This is a genomic window from Nocardia veterana NBRC 100344 (assembly GCF_000308855.1).
Taxonomy (GTDB): Bacteria; Actinomycetota; Actinomycetes; order Mycobacteriales; family Mycobacteriaceae; genus Nocardia; species Nocardia veterana.
Genome location: NZ_BAGM01000081.1, coordinates 1 through 19,999 on the forward strand (window position 1 = coordinate 1; position 19,999 = coordinate 19,999).

Genomic DNA, 19,999 nt, shown 5'->3' on the forward strand with positions numbered 1-19,999 from the left:
ATCCGCACTCGCGCCCGCAGGCCGCGACGGGTCGGCATCGGGTCCCCACAGCGGATCGCCGCCAGTTCCCGGATCTCCGGATCACCGGCGGTCGCCAGCGTCCGCATCGCCCGCGCCGCGGCGCCGTCGGCGGGCAGACCCGTACGGGCGTACCAGAGATCGAGCGCATCGGCGATCCGTGCCGCGACCGTGATGTCCAGCTCGATGCCGTGGTCGACCTCGGCGCAGGCCTGCAGCAGCCGGGTCAGCCGATCCGCCGACGCGGCGAACCAGCGGTCGGCGCCGGCGCCGAGCCGGTCGGAGTCCAGGGCTACCGCCCAACGGCCCGCGCGATCGGCGTAGTGGGCCACCAGAGCCGGCAGCGCGGCGCGCCACTGCGGTGTCCGGCGGACCTCCTCGAGCGGCGGTCGCTCGTGCGGGTGGACGACGGCGAATCGGTCGTGGTCGCGATGTCGCAGGATATCGTGCGCCGCCAGCCGCGTGAGCAGGTCGCTCGCATTGCCGGGCGCCGCCGTCCGATCGCCGGGCAGGACGGTCGCACTGCCGAGCATCGCCGACACCATGTCGTAGAGCGCCGCCGACTCGTACTCGTCGAAGGGCAGGGCGCACAGCACGGCAACCACCGGCAGGTCGCCCGGGTCCAAGGGACGGGTCGCGCTCGGGACTCTGGCCGGCGGCGCCGCGACGGTGCGGCCGACCACCTCGGGCGGTTGCACCAGATCGGCGGTCAAGTCCAGTTCTCGCCGGATCCGCGCCCCCTCGCGCATATCCATGGTCTTGCGCCACACCACATACAGCGCGGCGGCCAGCACGACCGCCACCGCCACCCAGCGCAACACCCCGGCCAGCGAGTTCAGCAGCGGGCTCTGGCCGACCGAGCCCTCCAGCAGTTTCGCGATCACCTCGAGCAGCAGGGAGGACGACACCACCCATGCCGCACCCAGAAAGCCTTGCCAGACAGACGATTTCGGAGTGGCGATCAACGAGGCGACGGATTCGTGTTCGGCCCGGCGCCGGGACTGCTCGCTCATCGTACGAACCCGCCGGTCAGGCCGGGCACCAGAAACCGGCGCCAGGTCGCCAGCAGCACCAGCATCGGCGGCAGCGTGGACAGCAACGCACCGGCCGCGAGGTGGGCGGCGTTCTCCCGGAACTGACGGGCGTCACCCCACAGCAGCAGTGACCACGGACTGATGTCGGCGCCACTGACCATCAGGCCGACGAAGAAGTCGTTCCACACCTGCACGAGTTCGAGCACCGCCACCGCGCCCATCGCCGGCCATGCGGTGGTCACGACACGACCGAGCACCGTCCACGGCTTCGCCAGTCCGTGCAGGGCATCGGCGGCGGGGGTGTCCGAGGGCGCCAGCAGCGCGCCGCGCAGGACGAGGATCGCGATGGGCAGCCCGATCGCGGCGTGCACCACGATCAGCGACGAGAACGACGTACCGGTCAGACCGAAGGTTTCGATGACCCGCCGAATGGGGCCCACGTACAGCTGTGCGGGCAGCACCGTGAAGATCACCGTCACCGCCACCGCGATCCGCGAACGCACCGCATCCGCGGGGACGGCCGCGAGTTGATGCGCCACCGGCAACGCGGCCCCGAGCACCAGAACGGTCGCCCAGAGCGCCACCCAACCGGTATCGGCCATGGCGCGCAACAACTCTCGGTGCCGCCATACCGAATCGGCGCCGGTGAACGCCGGGCCGTCCGCGCCCGCCCACCCGAACGCGGCGAGCACCAGCAGCGGTCCCAGCGACAGCAGCGCGGCCACGATCACCCGCAGCCGGCTACGCGCATCTCGCTGCCGGCGCATCGGTTCGGCAGCCGGTCGGCGCATCCAGCCGACGCGGTGACGCCGCACTTTCGTCTGCATGATCCACGCCGCGAATCCGACCAGTACCGCCAACGGCAGCGAATAGGCCGCCGCCACACCGGGATCGGTGTCCGGATCGCTCGCCAGCCGCCACCAGTGCACGGTCACCGAGTCCAGCGAATACTGCAGCGATCCGGGCACGGACACCAGAATGATGTCGAAGATGCGGGCCGCGGCGACGGCGACCACCAGCCCGAGGATCAGGAAGACCGGCCGGACCAGCTCGAACAACCGTGCCCGCGTGTGGCCCGGGCCCCGCGCATCCTCCAGATAGCCGCGCCGCACCGGGTCGGCCTCGATCGCGGCGATAGCCGCCCGGAACAGCACGAACAACGCCCCGAGCCAGCACCAGACGAAAGCGGCGAACAGCGTCGCGGTCAACCAGATCCGCAGCCCGGTGACTCCGGGCAGCGGCGATGCGACGCCGGGAGCGCCCGCCGACAACCGGAATGCCAGTCCGGCAACGAAGGACGAGACCCCGAAGGGCAGGATCAACGGCTGCCACGGCCACCAGCCGCGCCGGCTGCGCCAGGCCAGTTCCAGAGCCACCACCAGCAGCGCCGGCGCACACAGCACCCACAGCAGGGTGCGCAGGTAGGCACCACGCCCGGCCGGCCCCAGTTCGCCGCCGATCCCCACGACCGTCACCGCGAGCGCGACGATCAGCACCGCCCACCATCCGGTTCGCCGGCGCAGCCGTCGCAGCCGAGGGCCGGGACCGGGCCGGAACACCATGTCGCGCAGCCGCTTCCGAATCGACGCGCGCCGCCCGCGGACCACCGCGGACACCAGGTCACGGGCCGCGGCGTCCCCGCGCCACAGCGCGGTGGCCGCGCCGACCAGCACCACCAGCAGCGAACACCACAGCACCATCTCCCCGCGAGCGCGCGCGGCGGTCCACACCGTCGTCGCGGCCGGGCCCACGAGCAGAACCAGGAACAGCAGCAGTGCGGGCAGCTGCGCCGGCCACATCGCCCACCGGCGCGGGTGGCGGCCGGGGATGACCGGGCCGGCGATCCGCGCCGGCGCCAGTTCGAGGTCCAGGCCGTGGGCGTGGATCCGGCCGGAGGTCACCGCGTTCTCCGTTCGAATTCGTTCAGCGCGTGCACCGCTCGGTCCACCGCGGCGTCGATCCGGTCACCGTTCCCGTCACCGACCGTGACGAGCAGATCGGTCAGCACCCGCCACAGCCCGTCCCGGCGTCCGGCGGCCCCGATGAGATCGGCGAAATCGAACGCCGACCACGAATGCAGTTCGGCGGCAACCGGATCGAGCATCGGCGCGTGGTCGGGAACCGTGCGTGGGCTGGGCGCGAGAAAGCCGCCGTAGTCGCCGATCCAGCCGGAGACGGCGGCCGGGGCGGTCAGGGCGCTGATCACCGGAACGGGGTCGTGGGCGCCGGCCGAGGTCGCGACGATCACATCCGCGCCCCCGATCGCCGGGCGCGCCCCGCCGCGCCGGGTCGCCGGAAAGGGCATCACCCCGACCGCGTCCGCCGGCCGGCCCGCCCGGCGCAGGCAACTGCGGACGATCGGTTCCGCGAAATCGGGTGCCACCACCATCGCCGCGGAGCGGTGTTCGAACACCTCGCGTACCGCATCCGGGAACTGGCGGGTCAGCGCGGCCGCCACGCCGCCGGGAAAGGTTCCGCGCGGCGACCACAGTGCGGCCAGACGGCGCAGAGCGGCCCGCACCCCCGCGCGGTCCCACTCGCGCGGTGCGCCGGCGCGGGTCAGCTCCCGATAATCCGCGGGTGCTTCGCCGTACAGGATATTGCCGAACAGATCGGCGAGCACCCAGCCGTCGGCCGCACCCAGCGCCAGCGGGCTGCGCGTCGTCGCCGCGCCCACCCGCTGGGGCCACTGCTCGACGGTCCACTCCCGCGGATCGTCGCGCGGAGCCGAGCCGCCGAAGGCATAGCGGTCGTACCACACCAGCGATTTCACCGCGGCCTTGAACGGAATACCGTAGGGAACGCCGTCTTTCCACAGCAGCGGCCGCCACCGGTCCGGGTATCGCGGGCCGGCCGCATCTTCCCAGAGAGTGCGCGGCAGCTCGCGCAAGGCCCCGCCCGCCAGTTCGCGGATCCGGCCCACCTCGGGCAGCATCACCAGTTCCGGCGCCGAACGCCCGCGAGCCAGCAGCGCGGTGTCGATATCGTCGCCCAACGGCAGCACCGCCACGGTCTCCCCCAGCCCGGCATCGGCCAGGACGCGGCGGAAGGCGCTCAGCTCGGATCCGCTCCAGGGCACCGCGATCCGGATGGACGCGGAACGCCCGAACAGCACGCCCGGCGCACAGCCGCCCAGCACCGGCGCCAGCGCGGCGGCCCGCAGAGCCGTCCGTCGTGTCGCCATCGCCACCCCCATGTGCCGAGTTCCGGTGCCGCGCACCGAAACCGCAATGCCGGCCCGCGCTGTCGCGGACCGGCATTGCGATCATCGCTGCGAACGGGTTACCCCGTCAACGCCCCGGGTATTCCGGCGGCTGCCACGGCCGGGCCTGGTCGGGCCGCGGAACCTGTTGCGGCTGTTGCGGTGCCGGCGAGGGCGGAATCGGCGCGCTCTGCGGCGGCAGATGCCGGGGCTGATTCGGCGCGACCAGCGGCGAGTCGACCGGAGTCGCGGCCGCCGCCTCCGCGGCCCGGACCGCACGCTCGGCAGCCGGATCGGTTTTGATGTCGAACCAGTCGGCGACCTCGTCCGAATCGTCTTCGGGCGCGGAGGCGCCGTCACCGTCGGCGGGCGGCTCGTACCGGAACACGCCGTCCTCGCCCTGAGTGCCGAAATTGCGGGCGAACCCCTCCAGCGCCTTCCCGAAATCGCTGGGCACCAGCCACACCTTGTTGGCGTCGCCCTTGGCCACCAGCGGCAGGGTCTGCATGTACTGGTAGGCCAGCAGTTCCGGGGTCGGCTTACCGGATTTGATTGCCGCGAAGACCTTTTCGATCGCTTTCGCCTGGCCTTGCGCCTGCAGGTAGGCCGCCGCGCGCTCACCCTGGGCCCGCAGGATCCGGCTCTGCCGCTCACCCTCGGCCGACAGGATCGCCGACTGCTTGGAACCTTCTGCCGCCAGGATCTGGGACTGCTTCGCACCCTCGGCGGTCTTGATCTGGGCCTCGCGGTTACCTTCGGCGGTGAGGATCATCGCCCGCTTCTCCCGGTCCGCCTTCATCTGCTTCTCCATCGATTCCTGGATCGACGGCGGCGGATCGATGGCCTTCAGCTCCACTCGCGCGACCCGCAGGCCCCAGCGCCCGGTCGCCTCGTCGAGCACACCGCGCAGCTGCGAGTTGATCTGGTCGCGGGAGGTCAGTGTCTCTTCCAGCGTCATACCACCGACCACATTGCGCAGTGTGGTGATCGTCAGCTGCTCGACCGCGGCGATGTAGTTGCTGATCTCGTAGACGGCCGCCTGCGGGCTGGTGACCTGGAAGTAGACGACGGAGTCGATCTGTACGGTCAGGTTGTCCTGGGTGATCACCGGCTGCGGCGGAAAGGAGACGACCCGTTCGCGCAGGTCGACCTTCGCTCGGATCCGGTCGGCGAAAGGCACCAGAAATGTCAGCTGCCCCGACACGGTGCGCGAATATCTGCCGAGCCGTTCGATCACCGCGGCCTCGGCCTGCGGGACCAACGCGATCGATTTGAAGACCACCACCGCGACCAGCACCACGATAACGATCGCGACGATCAGTACAGCCATTACGGCCCCTTCCAGACGACGGCGTGCGCGCCGTCGATCTTCATGACGTAGACGGTCTCACCCTCGGCATATTCCTCGGCCGGATCGAACGGGCGTGCACTCCACACCTCGCCACCGATCTTCACCTGACCGCTGTTCTCGTTCACCGGTTCGAGCACCCGCGCCGTCTTCCCCGGCAGCGCGTCGACATTGGTCGGCGTGGGCGGAGGAGTTGCGAAGCGGCGCAACAACATCGGACGAACCAGCAACAGCAGCGCGAGCGCCGAGATGCCGAAGACCACGGCGTCGACCACCACCGACGTCTGGGCGATCCCGGCCACCCCGGCCGTGACCAGCGCCGCTCCGCCCAACATGAGCAGCGTGAAGTCACCGGTGAGCATCTCGGCTGCGGCGAGCAGAATTCCCGCGACCAGCCATACGATTGCGGCCACGAGTCAACCGTACCGTGCCTGTCCGTTTTTCCGCGCGTTTAAGCGGGACGAGTCGAGCGGCCCGGCGCCGGTCAGCGGTCCAGATCGCCTGGGCGCGTGGCGTGATCCGGTGTTCGCGGCGCCGGCCCGGTGCCGAGCCTCCCACCAAAGGACAAGCGAAGCAGGTAGTTTCGGCCCGGTGAGTACCCGCGACTACGGCGATATCTATTCCGGACATGCTCGAACCCGCAAGCGCGCGGTACCGCAGGTGATCGCGGAACGCGATCTGGTCGCCGAGGACGCGGCCACCGGATTCTGCGGTGCCGTCGTCGGTTTCGAGCGCACCTACGACGGCGACTTCGTCAAACTCGAGGACCGCCGCGGCCGGGTCCGGCTGTTCGCCCTACGCGAGGCGGCCTTCCTCATCGATGGGCAACCGGTGACCCTGGTCCGGCCGAAGCCGACCGCTCCGGCCCGCCCGTCCCGGTCGGCGTCCGGCTCGACCCGGGTGGAGGGCCTGCGCGCACGGGTCGCGCGCGGCAGCCGGATCTGGGTGGAGGGCGTACACGACGCGGCGCTGGTGGAGCGAGTCTGGGGCCACGATCTGCGGGTCGAAGGCGTCGTCGTGGAACAGCTCGAAGGTCTCGATCACCTGGCCGAACGGCTCGCCGACTTCGCGCCCGAACCCGGCTGGCGGGTGGGCGTACTCGTCGACCACCTGGTCACCGGATCCAAGGAGACCACGCTGACCACCGGCCTGGGCCCGCACGTTCTGGTCACCGGCCACCCCTATATCGACATCTGGCAGGCGGTGCGTCCGCAGGCGGTCGGCATCGACGCGTGGCCGCAGGTGCCCCGGGGCGAGGACTGGAAGACGGGGGTGTGCCGACGTCTCGGGTGGGGAACGCCCGCCGACGGCTGGCGGCGGGTCTACAACGCCGTCGACAGCTTCCGCGATCTCGAAGCACCGCTGCTGGGCGCCGTGGAACAACTGATCGACTTCGTCACCGAACCCTGATCGACCGCCGGCCCCGCACCCCGGCGACACGGGATGTTTGGGACGGTTCGGACGCGGCATTCCGAGGTCAAGGATTGACAGGGAAAGGAATTGCCATGTTCGTCATCCTCGGACTCGTCATCCTCATCGCGGCCGTGGTCGTCGGCGTCGTCGGCGTCGTCGCCAACAGCGGGAGCAGCCACGCCCTGAACAGTGACTTCTCGATCTTCGGCTATCACGTCACCGGCTCGACCGGGGCATTGTTCCTGGCCGGCATCGTCGTCGGCGCGGTCGGGATCGCGGGGCTCAGCCTGTTGCTGGCGGGCGCGCGCCGGACCTCGCGTCGGGCGAGTGCGGCTCGCCAGGAACTGAAGGCCCGCCAGGACTCCCCCATCTACTACGGTCCCGACGCAACGGCCGAGGCCCCGCGCGGCACCACCGTGCCGGCCACCGGCGCCCCGGCCGCTCCGCCCAAGCGGGGTCTGGGCAAGGTGTTCGGACGGGGGAAGACCGTCCATCAAGCCTGAGGCTGCCCGGGCAGGTGCGCCACAGATCTTCCGACGGTGGCGTGATGTCGAATAGCCAGTAGTCGGCAACTGGCGCTGTCACCGGGTGCCAGTTGTCGACCATGCTGGCCGCATGCTGCTACGCCGCCTCTGCGCGCTCTACTTCGGCTTGGGGTTGTACGGATTCTCGATGGCGCTGATGGTGCGCGCGGCTCTCGGGCTCGACCCGTGGGACGTTTTTCACCAGGGCGTGGCAGCGCATGCCCCGCTCAGCTTCGGAGCGGTGACAGCGGCCACGGGCGTCGCGGTGCTCCTGGCGTGGATTCCGCTGCGCCAACGCCCGGGTCTGGGCACGATCAGCAATGTCGTCGTGATCGCGCTGTCGGTCGACGCCGGATTATGGCTGCTGCCGCCGGTTCGGCAGGCGCTGGTGCAGGTGGCGGCGATGATCGCCGCAGTGGCACTCAACGCCGTGGCGACGGTGCTCTACATCGGCGCCGGAATGGGCCCCGGGCCGCGCGACGGTCTGATGACGGGCCTGGTCCGCCGCACCGGACACCCCGTGTGGGCGATCCGGACCGGCATCGAGGTGACCGTCCTGACCGTCGGCTGGCTGCTCGGTGGGAGCGTCGGTATCGGCACCCTGGTCTACGCATTCGGCATCGGACCGCTGATCCACCTGCTGATTCCGGTTGCCCGACGCTGCTTGCCCGGCTTTCCGACGGCCGGACAACCGGCGAATACCACTGCCGCGCAGCAGCTTCCGGTGGCCGCGGACTCGACGCCGGATGCGCGCGTCGGACCGTAGTCGCGGTCGGATAGCGATGATCGCTCGGATCCGGCGATCGGGCCGGGCACCCGCCGGCGCGCGGACTTGCTGCATGATGCTCGGCGCGGTGCCGCCCTCGGCCGGTCCGGCGCCGGCCGGCGGTCGCGCGGGACAGGAACTTGCCCGCCGTTGGCTCACCTGCGCCACGGAGGTTCGACTCCGCGATTATGCTCGATCACATGTGTTCTCCCAGTGCCACGCTGACGGTGTGGGCGGGCTCGTGGCTGGCCGGCCGCAGCGCACCCGACGACGTGCTGGACGCGCTGCGCGCCTGGTCGCCCCAGCACAGCGTGGCTGCCGGCGACCCGGTCACCGGCGGCCGGACCGGGCTGCCCTGGCCCAGCGCGGAGCCGCTGGAGGCCGGCACCGGGATCATGATGCTGCTCAAGGTCATTCGCGAAGCGATGGCCGAACCGGGTGCCCAACTGCGGCTCGTTCTCCCGGTGCCCGGCGATGCTCGCGGCTTGCCGGTGGGGACCGAATTCGCCACCGCCGCAATGGATGCCGAGGAGGGTGTGATCGCCGGCGTGCCCGGCGGGGAAGGTGTGGCGCTGGTTCCGCAATGGACCGACGAGGAAGCGTTGCAGTGGACGGTCTTCCATACCGCGGTGCCGGTCCCGACCCCGGACATGTCCCTCGGCGAGGCCGAGTACACGATGCGAGAGGCGGTGCGGGAGGCGGCCGAGGCGCTCATGCGGCTGCACACCACGGCCGTCGGCGACGGGGACGACGATCCGCGCGAAATGATCGAGGCCGAACTCGCCGACTGCTCGCGTCACATCTACCCCGATTCCGCGCCGCTGCGCGCCCGGCGCATTCTCGATTCCGCCGACCATGTGGCCGCCATTCTGACCGTCGCGCAGCAGACGGCGCCGTCGTCACCGAGTTCGGCCAGCGCGGTGCAGGCGCAGGAGACCCTGCTTCGGCCGTTGTGGAACGCGCTGCGCGCCGCCCGCCTGGCCGCGGTGAACGCCGCGGCCGGATCACGCTAGGCGTCGGCCAGCGCCAGCTCGTAGTCGTTGTAGCGTCCGCAGATCCGCATCCCGATCCGGGCCAGCGCCGTCCGCAACTCCTCGTCGTCGAATTCGAAGACGCGCAGCGTGGCGATCTCGGGCATGACCTCGCGCAGTTCGTCGACCACCGCGCCGAACACCGCGGCGAGCAGTTCGCCGTCGGCTTCTCGATGCGGGAACCCCTCCTCAGCACTGATGTAGGCCTCGGTGGCGCCGAGGAAGGCGGTCACCGTGGCCACCGGTTCGGTCTTCGACCGCGCCGACAGCACGGTGGTGATCAGCACCCGGCCGGGCGGATCCGCCGACTCCGCGACGGTATGCACCAGCCGGCCCAGCGATGCGGTCCGGGCCGGATCGGCCGTGCGCAGATCCAGCTCCCACAGCCGCGCGTATTCGTCCACACGCCGGGCCCCGAGCGCGGCCGCGGCCCGGCCCGAGGGCCCGATATCGGTGCCCTGCCAGCGCAGCACTCGGTATCCGGCGGCACCGGCGCGGCGCGCCGCCTCGGCGGTCAGCCGGCAGACCAGATCCGTTTCGGCCGCGTGCGGGGCCGATTCGTCGGCGCGGCCCAGCTGGAGCGAATGCACCAGCCGCTGCGCCGACACCGCCTGGACCCAGGCCTCGCCGAGTCCGGCGTCGCGCAGTTCGGCCCAGCCGAGCAGTTCCCCGCCACCGCGCGCGGCGATCACACCCAGCAGATCGGCCGTGCCGTCGGCCACGGAGATGTCTTCGAGCAGGGGCAAGCCGGTGCGGCCCGCCAGCTCGGCGGCCAGCCGCAGACCCGTTCCCGGGTGCTGGTCCCACTCCAGCGCGATGTCCACCTCCGCACAATAGCGGTGAATTAGCTGATCGCAGGGCAGTTGCCGCCGGAAAAGATCACCGCCGTCGACAGCGGCTCACTGCTCGCGGAGCATCCCCGCCGCGGTATCCCGTTGCGGTGAATCCGGGGCGGCTCGGCATCGTCATACGGTAGAACTTTCGACGAGCCGACAACACAGCATCGAGGTCGTCATGCAGATATCTCCGCGCCGGGCGGTCGGCACGGCCGCCGCCGCGATCGCCGTCCTCCTCGGCCAGGCCACGGCCGCGCACGCGGTGGCCGGCGGCTCCCCCGCCGATGCCGCCGACTATCCCTGGCTGGCCGCCATCGGCAGCCCGGCCTTCGCTACCCGGCCGGGCGGCCAGTTCTGCGCCGGCACGCTGATCGCCCCCGACCGCGTGCTCACCGCCGCACATTGCGGCCTGGTCGCGCGCGCCCTGCCCGGAACGACGGTCACTTTCGGCCGCACCGACACGGCCGGCGGAGGCGGTCTCACGGTCGGTATCGCCGACGTGCGGATCCATCCGAAGTTCCGGGTGGGGTTGTTCGGCACCGACCTCACCTACCACCACGATGTCGCGGTGCTCGTCCTCACCGCCCCGGTCCAGCTACCCACCGTGGAACTCGCTGCCCCACGGGGGGATTCGGCCACGATCGTCGGGTGGGGCGCCACCTCCGAGGGTGACGACTCCAACACCGCGCTGCGCGCCGCATCGGTACCGCTGGTGTCGGATGCCGACTGCGCCGCGGCCTACGGCGTCGAATTCGATCCGGCGGAGGCGGTGTGCGCGGGCTCGCCCGACGCCGACACCGGTGAATTCGACAGCGGCGGACCGCTACTGGTGAACGGCAAACTCGCCGGAATCACCTCCTGGGGCAAGGGCGTAGGTGAACCCGGGTTCCCGGGTGTCTATGCCCGGGTGCCGGCGCTCGATTTCTGATACCGGTCCGATCGTTCCCGGGCGACCGGGCGGAAGGAGTCCGGATCCGCGGCCGCCCAGTCGGCACGCCAACTCGCCGGCGGACGGTCGAGCAGCTGCCCCGGCGCGAGCCATTCGTACAGTTCGGCATACGAGCGAATCTCGGTGGGCGAGACCTTCTTCCGCAACATCCCGGTATCCGGGTCGGCGGGTTCGCAGACGCCCATCGACGCCATCAGCTGAACCGCGTGCCGCACCGTGGCGCGCTGATACCGCTCCACCCGTTCCGCCTTGTCGGCGACGTCGAGAGCACGGGCGCGGCGCGGATCCTGGGTGGCGACGCCGACCGGGCACTGATTGGTGTGGCATCGCTGGGATCGAACGCATCCGGCGGGTCACCATCATCGCCCGCGGCACCCGTCGTTCATACCGGCGACATACCCACTCGGCGGCAGTTACTTTCGGCGGCGTACAGGTTCACAGCATTCGGGCGCGCAGATCGCGCCGTCGCGGGTGCAGCCGTAGCCCGGTACCGTTCCCAGCCGGCGGGCCGCGATGCCCGCCAGATGCTCGGCCACCAGTTCGGCGACCATGCGGGCGAAGCGCGGATCCGGACCCGGGGTCGCGGCCCGCGCGAAGGACATCCCCAGTTCGGCGGCCTTCGCCGCGGCTTCGTTGTCGAGGTCCCAGACCACCTCGAGATGATCGGAGACGAAGCCGACCGGGCAGACCACCACCGCGTCGACACCGCGTCCGGCCAGCGCCTCGAGGTGGTCGACGATATCGGGCTCGAGCCACGGCACCTGCGGCGGGCCCGAGCGCGATTGCCACACCACATCGAACTCGTCGAAACCCGTTGCCGCCGCGCACAATCGCGCCGCCTCGGCCACCTGCCGGCTGTACAGGCGCCCACCGTCGGCGGGCGGGCCCGCTGCCGCATCGGCGGCGACCGGAATCGAATGCGCGGTGAACACCAGGCGCGCCCGCTCCCGGGCGTCGGCCGGCAATCGGTCGACCGCCGCCTGGATGGCGTCGGCGAACGATTCGATCAGCAGCGGATGATCGAAGTACTGGCGCAGCTTGGTCAACCGCGGCGCGTCGGACACGGCCGCGCGGGCGCGTTCGATGTCCTCGTCGTACTGCCGGCAGCCCGAGTAGCCGCCCCACGCCGAGGTGGGAAACACCAGCGCGTCGGCGATTCCGTCGGCACGCATGGCCGCGACGGTGTCCTCGACCATGGGATGCCAGTTGCGGTTGCCGAAGTACACCGGCAGATCGATTCCGCGGGTGGCGAATTCGGTCTCGATGGCGGTGATCAGTTCGCGATTGAGCGCGTTGATCGGCGAGACGCCGCCGAAGTGCAGATAGTGCTGGGCGACCTCGGCGAGGCGTTCGGGGGGCACGCCCCGGCCCCGGGTGACGTTCTCCAGGAACGGCATCACGTCCTCGGGGCGTTCGGGACCGCCGAAGGACAGCAGGAGCAGTGCGTCGACGGTCCCGGTCACGGCTGATTACCTCCGGGGCTCAGTTGGCCGACCAGTTCTCCGGGAACCAGGTGTTGTGGCTGGCTCCGCCGTCGACGTAGATGATCGAGCCGGTGGTGCCGGGCAGCCAGTCCGAGAGCAAGGCGACGATCGACTTGGCGACCACGGTCGGGTCGTCGACATCCCAGCCGATCGGCGAGGCGCCGTCCCAGTAGGTGTTGAGCATGTTCAGCTGCTTGGCGTCATCGGTCGCGGTGCCCGCGATCGCCTTCGCCGCGAGGGTCTTGATCGGGCCGGCGGCGACCAGGTTGGAGCGCACGCGCTTGGCCTCGCCCACCTCGCGCGCCACATACCGGTTCACCGACTCCAGCGCGGCCTTGGCCACGCCCATCCAGTTGTAGTACGGCATGGCGGTGCGGGGATCGAAGTCCATGCCCACCAGGGAGCCGCCCTCGTTCATGACGGGCAGGACCGCCCGCGCCAGCGAGGCGTAGCTCCACGCGGAGATCTCGAACGCTTTGGCGGCGTCGGCGCCCGGACCGTCGAGGAACGGCAGCGCCTCGGGGCCCATCAGCGTGCGGGGCGCGAACGCGATCGAGTGCAGAACGCCGTCAAGGCCCTCGGGCGCGAGTTCGCGCACCTTGTCGGCGAGGACCGCGAGGTCCTCCTCGTTGGTGACGTCGAGGCCGATCGCCGGCGGCACTTCCTGCGGCAGCCGCTTGGCGATGCGGTCGATCAGGCGCAGTCGCTCCGGGGTACCGGTGATGATGACCTTGGCGCCCTGTTCCTGGGCCACCTTGGCCGCGTGGAAGGCAATCGACGAATCGGTGATGATACCGGTGATCAGGACGGTTTTTCCGGCCAGGATTCCGCTCATGGGTGGTGAATTCTCCTCGGGAAACTCGGGGTGAGTGGCGACCGGGCGGGTCAGTGACCCATGCCCATACCGCCGTCGACCGGCAGGATCGCCCCGCTGATGTAGGACGCGTCGTCGGAGGCCAGGAAGCTGATCGCCGCGGCGACCTCGTCGGGCTGACCGATGCGGCCGGCCGGAATCAGCTTCTGCGCCATCTCGCGCATGTCCTCGGTCATCTCTTCCCGCGTCATGTCGGTGTCGATGAAGCCCGGGGCCACCACGTTGGCGGTGATGTTGCGGGAGCCGATCTCGCGCGTGATCGCGCGGGCCATACCGACCAGGCCGGCCTTGGCCGCGGCGTAGTTCACCTGACCCGGGCCACCCATCTGGCCCACGACCGAGCCAAGGAAGATGATCCGCCCGAAGCGCGCCCGCAGCATCGCCCGGTTGGCGCGCTTGGCGCAGCGCCACGCGCCGGTCAGGTTGGCGTCGATGACCCGGGTGAACTGGTCTTCGCTCATCCGCATCAGCAGGGTGTTGTCCACGATGCCGGCATTGGCCACCAGCACCTCGACCGCACCCTGTTTCGCCTCGACCTCGGCGAACGCCTGGTCGATCGAATCCGAGTCCGTCACATCGCATTTCACGCCCAGGAGCCCCTCCGGCGCGCCCGATCCGCGATGGGTGACGGCCACCTTGTGCCCGTCGGCGGCCAGCCGCTGCGCGACCGCGAGACCGATACCGCGGTTTCCACCGGTCACCAGGACCGACCGGGAAGTGAAGTTCGACATGAATGTCAACCTATCTGTTCGAGTTCGACTGTCGTGGCCGGGTTGCGCGGTACCCGTTATGGCAGGCGTTGACGATAGACCAAACCGCCCACAACGCCCGCAGCGGTTATCAGCAGACCCAGCAGCAACCACGGCCGGCTGGCATCACCCATCTGCATCTCGTAACCGATCTGCTTGTCCAAGGTGTCGTAGACGGCGCTGAGTTCTTCCAGCGTGGACGCGGTGTAGAAGTCGCCGCCGGAGATCTTGGCGATCTCGCGCAGGGAGTCGTCGTCGACCGGCACGCGGACGCGTTGAGACCCCTTGCCGTCCTGATCCGGAATCTCCACCGATCCCCAGGTCGTGCCGAAGGAGATGGTCGAGACCGGGATGCCCTTCTGTTTGGCCACCCGGGCCGCGACGAAGCCGTGCCGGGGGTTGTCGACATCCTTGTCGTCGGGCACGGTCTGCTTACCGTCGGACATCAGCACGATCCGGGCCGGCGGCGGGGTTTGCGCCCCGCCCAGCACCGAGGCGAGCGTATCGATGGCCTGCAGGGCGCTGTAGATCCCCTCACCGGTGGCCGTGCGTTCGGCCAGCTTCATATTGTTGATCGCGGCCTTCGTGGCCTCGCGGTTGGTCGTCGGCGAGACCTGGACCGATGCCGTTCCAGCGAACGTGACCAACCCCAGATTGATGCCGGGGGTGAGTCCGTCGACGAAATCCGTGGCGGCCTTCTTCGCGACCTGCAGCCGCGACGGCGGCACGTCGGTGGCCTCCATCGACAGCGACACGTCGATCACCAGCATCACGGTGGCCCGGTTGCGTGGCACCTTCTTCGCCGCCTGCGGGCCCGCGGCGGCCACGGTGAGCAGCACCAGGCCCACCAGCATCAGCGCGACCGGCGCGTGCCGCCACGCGCTGGGCCGTTTCGGCGCCACCTGCTCGAGGGTCTCCATATTGGAGAACCGCAGCATGTGCCGTTTGCGCCGCCGCTGCACCACCACGTAGAGCAGGGCGATCGCCGCGACGACGATGAGGAAGGCCAGCCAGATTGCGGAGGTGAAATGCGAAATACTCACTGTCGGGGTACCCGCCCGGTCGGGGCGCCGAAGGTGTGGCGCCGAGTGGACACGAAGCGGACCACGTCGGCGATCCAGTCACGATCGGTGCGCAGGGTCATCACCGGGGCACCGCAGCTGCGCAGCGCCGCCTCGACCTGTTCGCGATGCTGCTGAGCGGCACGGCCGAAATCGGCACGCAGCGTGGGGGTGACGGTGAATTCGCGGGTGCGGCCGGTTTCGGGATCGTGGAGCACCACGTCGCCGACATCGGGCAGATCCAGATCCAGCGGATCCAGGATCTCCACACCGAGCAGATCGTGCCGGCCGGAGATCGCACGCAGCGAACGCTGCCAATCGATCTCGCCGAGGAAGTCCGAAATGACAACGGCCAGACCGCGTTTGCGCTGTGGCCGGCGCAGCGACTCGATGGCGCCGCGCAGATCGCCGCGCACGCCGTCGCTCGCATGGGGTGTGGTCGCGATGCGCCGCAGCAGCGACTGGGCGTGCACGCGGCCGCTGCGCGCCGGAATCCGGTACAGCCGTTCACCGTTGGCGACGACCGCACCGACCCGGTTACCACCGCCACTGGTCAGATGGGTGACGGCTGCGGCCGCCGCGACCACCAGATCGCGCTTCTGGCACAACGCGGTGCCGAAATCGAGACTGGCCGACAGGTCGATCACCAGCCAGGTCTCGAGTTCGCGGTCGGCGATCATCTGCCGCACATGCGGATGCGTGGTACGCGCGGTGACCGACCAATCCATTTGGCGCACATCGTCACCCGGCTGATACATGCGGGCGTCCCCGGGCTCGGACCCGGGTCCGGGGATCAGACCGAGATGGTCGCCGTGCAGCACGCCGTCGAGTCGGCGGCGCACCGTCAGCTCCAGCGTCTTCAGCGCCGCCGACAACCGTGGATCGCGCAGATCACCGGATCGGAACGACGGCGGGGCACTCGGGTGATGGGCGGGGACTTGTGCTGAGTTCGTCACTGGCGCAACCGAATCCGATGCCCCGCTCACTGGCGCTGCGGCTGCCCGGCGCCCTGACCGTTCTGCGGCTGACCGGCCGGATGCGGGGCGAGCGGCTGCGGCGCGGCACCCTGCGGGCCCGGAGCCGGCATGGGCGCCGGAGCACTCGGCGCGGGCGCGTTGGCCTGGGTGGCGACCTGCGGCAGACCGACGGTCTGCAGCACCCGGCGGATCACGTCGTCGGGACTGATCTCGTCGGCGAGGGCGTCGTAGGACAGCACGAGCCGGTGGCGCAACACATCCGGGACCACCTCCACCACGTCCTGCGGAACCACGTAGTCGCGGCCGCGGATCAGCGCGACGGCGCGGGCCGCGGCGATGATGCCGAGGCTGGCGCGCGGGGAGGCGCCGTAGGCGATCCAGCCGGCGACGTCGTCGAGGCCGAAATCGGCCGGCTTCCGGGTCGCGGCGATGACCCGCACGACGTAGTCGACGAGCGCGTGGTGCACGAAGGTGTTCGCGGCCAGCTTCTGCAGCCGGATCAGCTCGCTCGGTTCGAGGATCTGCTTGGGCTCCGGCGGGGTCACACCCATCCGGTAGATGATCTCGCGTTCCTCCTCGACGGTCGGATAGTCGACGACGACCTTGAACAGGAAGCGGTCGCGCTGCGCCTCCGGCAGCGGATACACGCCCTCGCTCTCGATCGGGTTCTGGGTCGCCATGACCAGGAACGGATCGGGCATCGGATACGTCTTGCCGCCGATCGACACATGGCGCTCGGCCATGACCTCGAGCAACGCCGACTGCACCTTCGCGGGAGCGCGGTTGATCTCGTCGGCGAGCACGAAGTTGGCCACGACCGGGCCCAGTTCGGTGTCGAACTCCTCGCGGCCCTGACGGTAGATGCGGGTACCGATCAGGTCGGTGGGCACCAGGTCGGGAGTGAACTGCACGCGCGAGAAACTGCCGCCGACCACCTTCGCGAAAGTCTCCACCGCCAGCGTCTTGGCGATACCGGGCACACCCTCGAGCAGCACGTGCCCGCGGGCCAGAACGCCGACGAGCAACCGCTCGACCAACCGATCCTGACCGACGATGACCCGTTTGACTTCGTAGATCGCCTTCTCCAGGGTCGCGACGTCACGCTCCAAAGTGCCCGAGGCGCCCTCCGCCTGCTTCACCGCACTCCCAGCGCTCACATCGTCCGTCGAAGTCACCAAACTCCCCGCTTTCGCTTCGGTCTCCATGCGTGCCGCCCCAACTATTCCAGGTATCGAGCGAGATTGCCGCAACTGGGCTCGCACAATGTCGCGGCCCGAGCATCCCGGGCGGATCGACGGATGCTCGTGGCTGTCCGGAATGCGCCGATTCGGAATCGCCGCCGGACGGTCGGTCGCCGGGGCCGGTCACCCCACGGCGGCCAGGTATTCCGCGTAGAACAACGCCAGCCCGACCGCGGCCGCGATCCCGGCGAGCAGCCAGAATCGGATGATCACGGTGGTCTCCGGCCAGCCGCCGAGTTCGAAATGATGATGGAACGGCGCCATCTTGAACAATCGGTTCCGGGTGGTGCGGAAAACCAGGATCTGCAACGCCACCGACAGAATTTCGGCGAAGAACAGGGCACCGACGACGATCATCAGCAATTCCGTGCGTGTGGTGATCGAGATGCCGGCCAGCAGGCCGCCCAGCGCCAGTGATCCGGTATCGCCCATGAAGATCTTCGCCGGGGCCGCGTTCCACCACAGGAATCCGATACACGCCGCACCGCCGGCCGCGCAGACGACTGCCAGGTCCAAGGGGTCGCGCACGCTGTAGCACCCCGGAAGGGCGCGCGCGGCGCAGGAGTTCGTGTACTGCCAGAAGGTCACGATCACGTAGGCGCCGAGTGCGAAACCCATCGAGCCGGCGGCCAATCCGTCCAGCCCGTCGGTGATGTTGACCGCGTTCGACCAGGCCACCACCACGAAACACACGGCCAGCAGGAACACGATCAGCGGGAAGGCGACCGTCGGCCAGTCCCGGACATAGGAGACCTGCCGGCTGGCCGGGGTCAGGCCGGTGCTGCCGGGAAAGCGCAGCGCCAGCACTCCGAAGATCACCGCCGACCCGATCTGGCCGATGTATTTGCCGGTCGCGGTCAGGCCGAGGTTGCGGTGTTTGCGGATCTTGATGAAGTCGTCGAGAAAGCCCACCACGCCCAGGGCCGTCGCCAGACCGAGAACCAGCAGCCCCGAGGCCGACGGTCCGGCGGCGTCGTAGCGCAGGCCGATCAGATGTGAGCCCAGATAGCCTGCCCACAGCCCGGCGATGATCGCAATACCACCCATCGTCGGGGTACCCCGTTTGGCCTGATGGCTCTGCGGCCCCTCGACCCGGATCTGCTGGCCGAGATTCCGGCGCGCGAACAACCTGATCAGCAACGGCGTCACGGTGATCGAGACCGCGAGTGCGATCGCCGCCGAGAACAGGATCTGCCTCATCAATACCCCAACTACTGCCGAACTCTCGGCGCACCGCCGAACGGACCGGCACGATTTGTGCCGATTCGCATGGTAGCCAAGATCATTCGAGCCCACCGCGCCCGGTCCGGAATGCGGACGCGGCGCAGAGCTCAGCCGCGCTGACGCTCCGCGCGCTGACGCGCGAGCTCCTCCACCGGACTGGGCAGGGTGGTCTCGAAGTCGATCAACTTCGCCCAGGTCGGAGTCACCACGATGCGTACCGTGCCGTCGTAGAGCGAGCGCACCTCGGCCTCCCATTCGACGCGCTGCTCCGGCGTCATCGCGTAGGTGCCGTTCATCTCGAGGAACTCCGCCGGGATGTCGTCGACGACGTCGAGTTCCGCGCGGCCGCGCAGCAGCAGGATCTTCGGCGGGTGTACCTCGGTGTCGATGGTCAGCGCCACCATCGGATTCGCGCGTAGCGCATGGAGTTTGGGCGCGTTCTTGGCCGTGCACAGCACGATCTGCGTGCCGTTCCAGGTGAACGCGATCGGGACGTTGCGGGGTGTGCCGTCCTTGGCCACGTAGGCCAGCCGCGTGAGATCGCGGGCCAGCAGTTCCCGGCTGAGCGGCCGGTTCAGGACTTCGGTGATCTCGTTCGGTTCCATGACTGTTCCTCCCTGATGACGGTGGTTCCGCGTGGCCGCGGACGGCCACCTCTGTCTCTGGGACGGAGCAGAAGCCACATTTTCGACCTATTCGGGCCGGAAAGTTTTCCGGGCCGGGGGCACGAGGTGATCGGCTACGTGATCAGGCGGACGGCATAGGGCATGATCCCGCCCTCCCGAACCGGCGAAATCTTCACCACATCACCGGATTCGGGGGCTTCGATCATCTTGCCGTCACCCAGATACAGCGCGACGTGCTCGCTGCCGTTGGCGCCCCAGAAGAGCATGTCCCCGCGCTCGCGCTCGGCGACCTCGACCCGGGTGCCCATCGTGTACTGGTAACCGCTGTAGTGCGGTAGCGAGATCCCGACGCCGGCGAAGGCGTAGATCATCAGGCCCGAACAGTCGAATCCGACCTTGTTGTAGTCGCCGTAGGAGTCGGCCACGCCGCCGTCGTGGATGCCTTTGGTCGGCCCGTCCTCGTCCCCGCCGCCCCAGGCGTAGGTGACGCCCAGCTGCGACATCGCGCGATCGACCACGGTTTCGATGAGCTCGGCGCGGCTACCGCTCGGCCGGCTGGGCGTCGACATCGATCGGCGCGGCGGCGGAGCGTTGTCGAGCTGGGTGTGCGGGCGGCGGCCGGCGCCCAGTTCCGCGGCCCGT

Annotated in this window: 20 protein-coding genes and 1 pseudogene; 5 read left to right on the forward strand and 16 right to left on the reverse strand. The window is 69.7% G+C overall.

Annotation, left to right across the window (positions count from 1 at the left end; genetic code table 11):
• The 5 genes from ON37_RS13880 to ON37_RS13900 all read right to left on the reverse strand — a co-directional run.
• Nucleotides 1-1,031: hypothetical protein (locus tag ON37_RS13880; protein WP_040719718.1), on the reverse strand; the 1,031-nt coding region annotated here is incomplete at its 3' end.
• Nucleotides 1,028-2,953, reverse strand: coding sequence for a hypothetical protein (locus ON37_RS13885; protein WP_040719720.1), 1,926 nt, complete (start codon nucleotides 2,951-2,953; stop codon nucleotides 1,028-1,030). The genes ON37_RS13880 and ON37_RS13885, both read right to left, overlap by 4 nt.
• Nucleotides 2,950-4,236: a type 2 periplasmic-binding domain-containing protein gene (locus tag ON37_RS13890; protein WP_040719746.1), complete on the reverse strand. Its 1,287-nt coding sequence runs from the start codon at nucleotides 4,234-4,236 to the stop codon at nucleotides 2,950-2,952. Before ON37_RS13890 ends, ON37_RS13885 begins: the two co-directional genes overlap by 4 nt.
• A 106-nt stretch (nucleotides 4,237-4,342) precedes the next feature.
• Nucleotides 4,343-5,584 (reverse strand): SPFH domain-containing protein, encoded by a 1,242-nt coding sequence (locus tag ON37_RS13895; protein WP_040719721.1) that lies wholly within the window; start codon nucleotides 5,582-5,584, stop codon nucleotides 4,343-4,345.
• A complete protein-coding gene (locus tag ON37_RS13900) occupies nucleotides 5,584-6,015 on the reverse strand; it encodes an NfeD family protein (protein WP_040719723.1) in 432 nt (143 codons plus the stop codon). The genes ON37_RS13895 and ON37_RS13900 overlap by 1 nt, the downstream gene beginning before the upstream one ends.
• A gap of 178 nt (nucleotides 6,016-6,193) precedes the next feature.
• On the opposite strand from ON37_RS13900, the gene ON37_RS13905 reads away from it, so the two are divergent.
• The 4 genes from ON37_RS13905 to ON37_RS13920 all read left to right on the forward strand — a co-directional run bounded on the left by ON37_RS13905 (nucleotide 6,194) and on the right by ON37_RS13920 (nucleotide 9,318).
• Nucleotides 6,194-7,012, forward strand: coding sequence for a DUF3097 domain-containing protein (locus tag ON37_RS13905; RefSeq protein WP_040719725.1), 819 nt, complete (start codon nucleotides 6,194-6,196; stop codon nucleotides 7,010-7,012).
• A 95-nt stretch (nucleotides 7,013-7,107) separates the two neighbouring features.
• Nucleotides 7,108-7,518, forward strand: coding sequence for a hypothetical protein (locus ON37_RS33665; protein WP_083892979.1), 411 nt, complete (start codon nucleotides 7,108-7,110; stop codon nucleotides 7,516-7,518).
• A 112-nt stretch (nucleotides 7,519-7,630) separates the two neighbouring features.
• On the forward strand, nucleotides 7,631-8,305 hold the full coding sequence (yczE, locus tag ON37_RS13915; protein WP_245553191.1) for a membrane protein YczE: 675 nt from the start codon (nucleotides 7,631-7,633) through the stop codon (nucleotides 8,303-8,305).
• Between the two features lie 200 nt (nucleotides 8,306-8,505).
• Complete coding sequence (locus ON37_RS13920; protein WP_040719752.1) at nucleotides 8,506-9,318, forward strand: Rv1486c family protein; 813 nt, start codon at nucleotides 8,506-8,508, stop codon at nucleotides 9,316-9,318.
• On the opposite strand, the gene ON37_RS13925 is transcribed toward ON37_RS13920, so the two are convergent.
• Entirely contained in the window at nucleotides 9,315-10,160 is an 846-nt protein-coding gene (locus tag ON37_RS13925) for a hypothetical protein (protein ID WP_040719727.1), read from the reverse strand. The two genes, ON37_RS13920 and ON37_RS13925, sit on opposite strands and share 4 nt — an antisense overlap.
• Nucleotides 10,161-10,350: 190 nt before the next feature.
• Between ON37_RS13925 and ON37_RS13930 the strand changes: the two genes are divergently transcribed.
• Nucleotides 10,351-11,100: a S1 family serine peptidase gene (locus ON37_RS13930; protein WP_040719729.1), complete on the forward strand. Its 750-nt coding sequence runs from the start codon at nucleotides 10,351-10,353 to the stop codon at nucleotides 11,098-11,100.
• Here the strand turns inward: ON37_RS13930 and ON37_RS13935 are convergent.
• The 10 genes and pseudogenes from ON37_RS13935 to ON37_RS13980 all read right to left on the reverse strand — a co-directional run.
• Nucleotides 11,070-11,456 (reverse strand): annotated as a pseudogene (locus ON37_RS13935) (glutamate synthase-related protein); the annotation flags it as partial. The gene ON37_RS13930 and the pseudogene ON37_RS13935 sit on opposite strands and share 31 nt — an antisense overlap.
• Nucleotides 11,457-11,534: 78 nt before the next feature.
• Entirely contained in the window at nucleotides 11,535-12,584 is a 1,050-nt protein-coding gene (locus ON37_RS13940) for a ferrochelatase (protein WP_040719732.1), read from the reverse strand.
• Nucleotides 12,585-12,603: 19 nt separating this feature from the next.
• Nucleotides 12,604-13,440, reverse strand: coding sequence for an NADH-dependent enoyl-ACP reductase InhA (gene inhA, locus ON37_RS13945; RefSeq protein WP_040719733.1), 837 nt, complete (start codon nucleotides 13,438-13,440; stop codon nucleotides 12,604-12,606).
• Between the two features lie 50 nt (nucleotides 13,441-13,490).
• Nucleotides 13,491-14,210 (reverse strand): 3-oxoacyl-ACP reductase FabG1, encoded by a 720-nt coding sequence (gene fabG1, locus ON37_RS13950; protein WP_040719735.1) that lies wholly within the window; start codon nucleotides 14,208-14,210, stop codon nucleotides 13,491-13,493.
• Between the two features lie 56 nt (nucleotides 14,211-14,266).
• Nucleotides 14,267-15,271, reverse strand: coding sequence for a VWA domain-containing protein (locus ON37_RS13955; protein ID WP_040719737.1), 1,005 nt, complete (start codon nucleotides 15,269-15,271; stop codon nucleotides 14,267-14,269).
• Nucleotides 15,268-16,245 (reverse strand): DUF58 domain-containing protein, encoded by a 978-nt coding sequence (locus tag ON37_RS13960; RefSeq protein WP_040719738.1) that lies wholly within the window; start codon nucleotides 16,243-16,245, stop codon nucleotides 15,268-15,270. The genes ON37_RS13955 and ON37_RS13960 overlap by 4 nt, the downstream gene beginning before the upstream one ends.
• 26 nt (nucleotides 16,246-16,271) lie before the next feature.
• The gene (locus ON37_RS13965) at nucleotides 16,272-17,471 is read right to left on the reverse strand and encodes an AAA family ATPase (RefSeq protein ID WP_083892980.1); all 1,200 of its coding nucleotides are present in this window, start codon (nucleotides 17,469-17,471) and stop codon (nucleotides 16,272-16,274) included.
• Between the two features lie 159 nt (nucleotides 17,472-17,630).
• Nucleotides 17,631-18,707 (reverse strand): phospho-N-acetylmuramoyl-pentapeptide-transferase, encoded by a 1,077-nt coding sequence (mraY, locus tag ON37_RS13970; protein WP_040719740.1) that lies wholly within the window; start codon nucleotides 18,705-18,707, stop codon nucleotides 17,631-17,633.
• Nucleotides 18,708-18,838: 131 nt separating this feature from the next.
• Nucleotides 18,839-19,336 (reverse strand): pyridoxamine 5'-phosphate oxidase family protein, encoded by a 498-nt coding sequence (locus ON37_RS13975; protein ID WP_040719742.1) that lies wholly within the window; start codon nucleotides 19,334-19,336, stop codon nucleotides 18,839-18,841.
• A gap of 134 nt (nucleotides 19,337-19,470) precedes the next feature.
• The coding region (locus ON37_RS13980; protein ID WP_040719744.1) for an NlpC/P60 family protein at nucleotides 19,471-19,999 on the reverse strand (529 nt) is incomplete at its 5' end.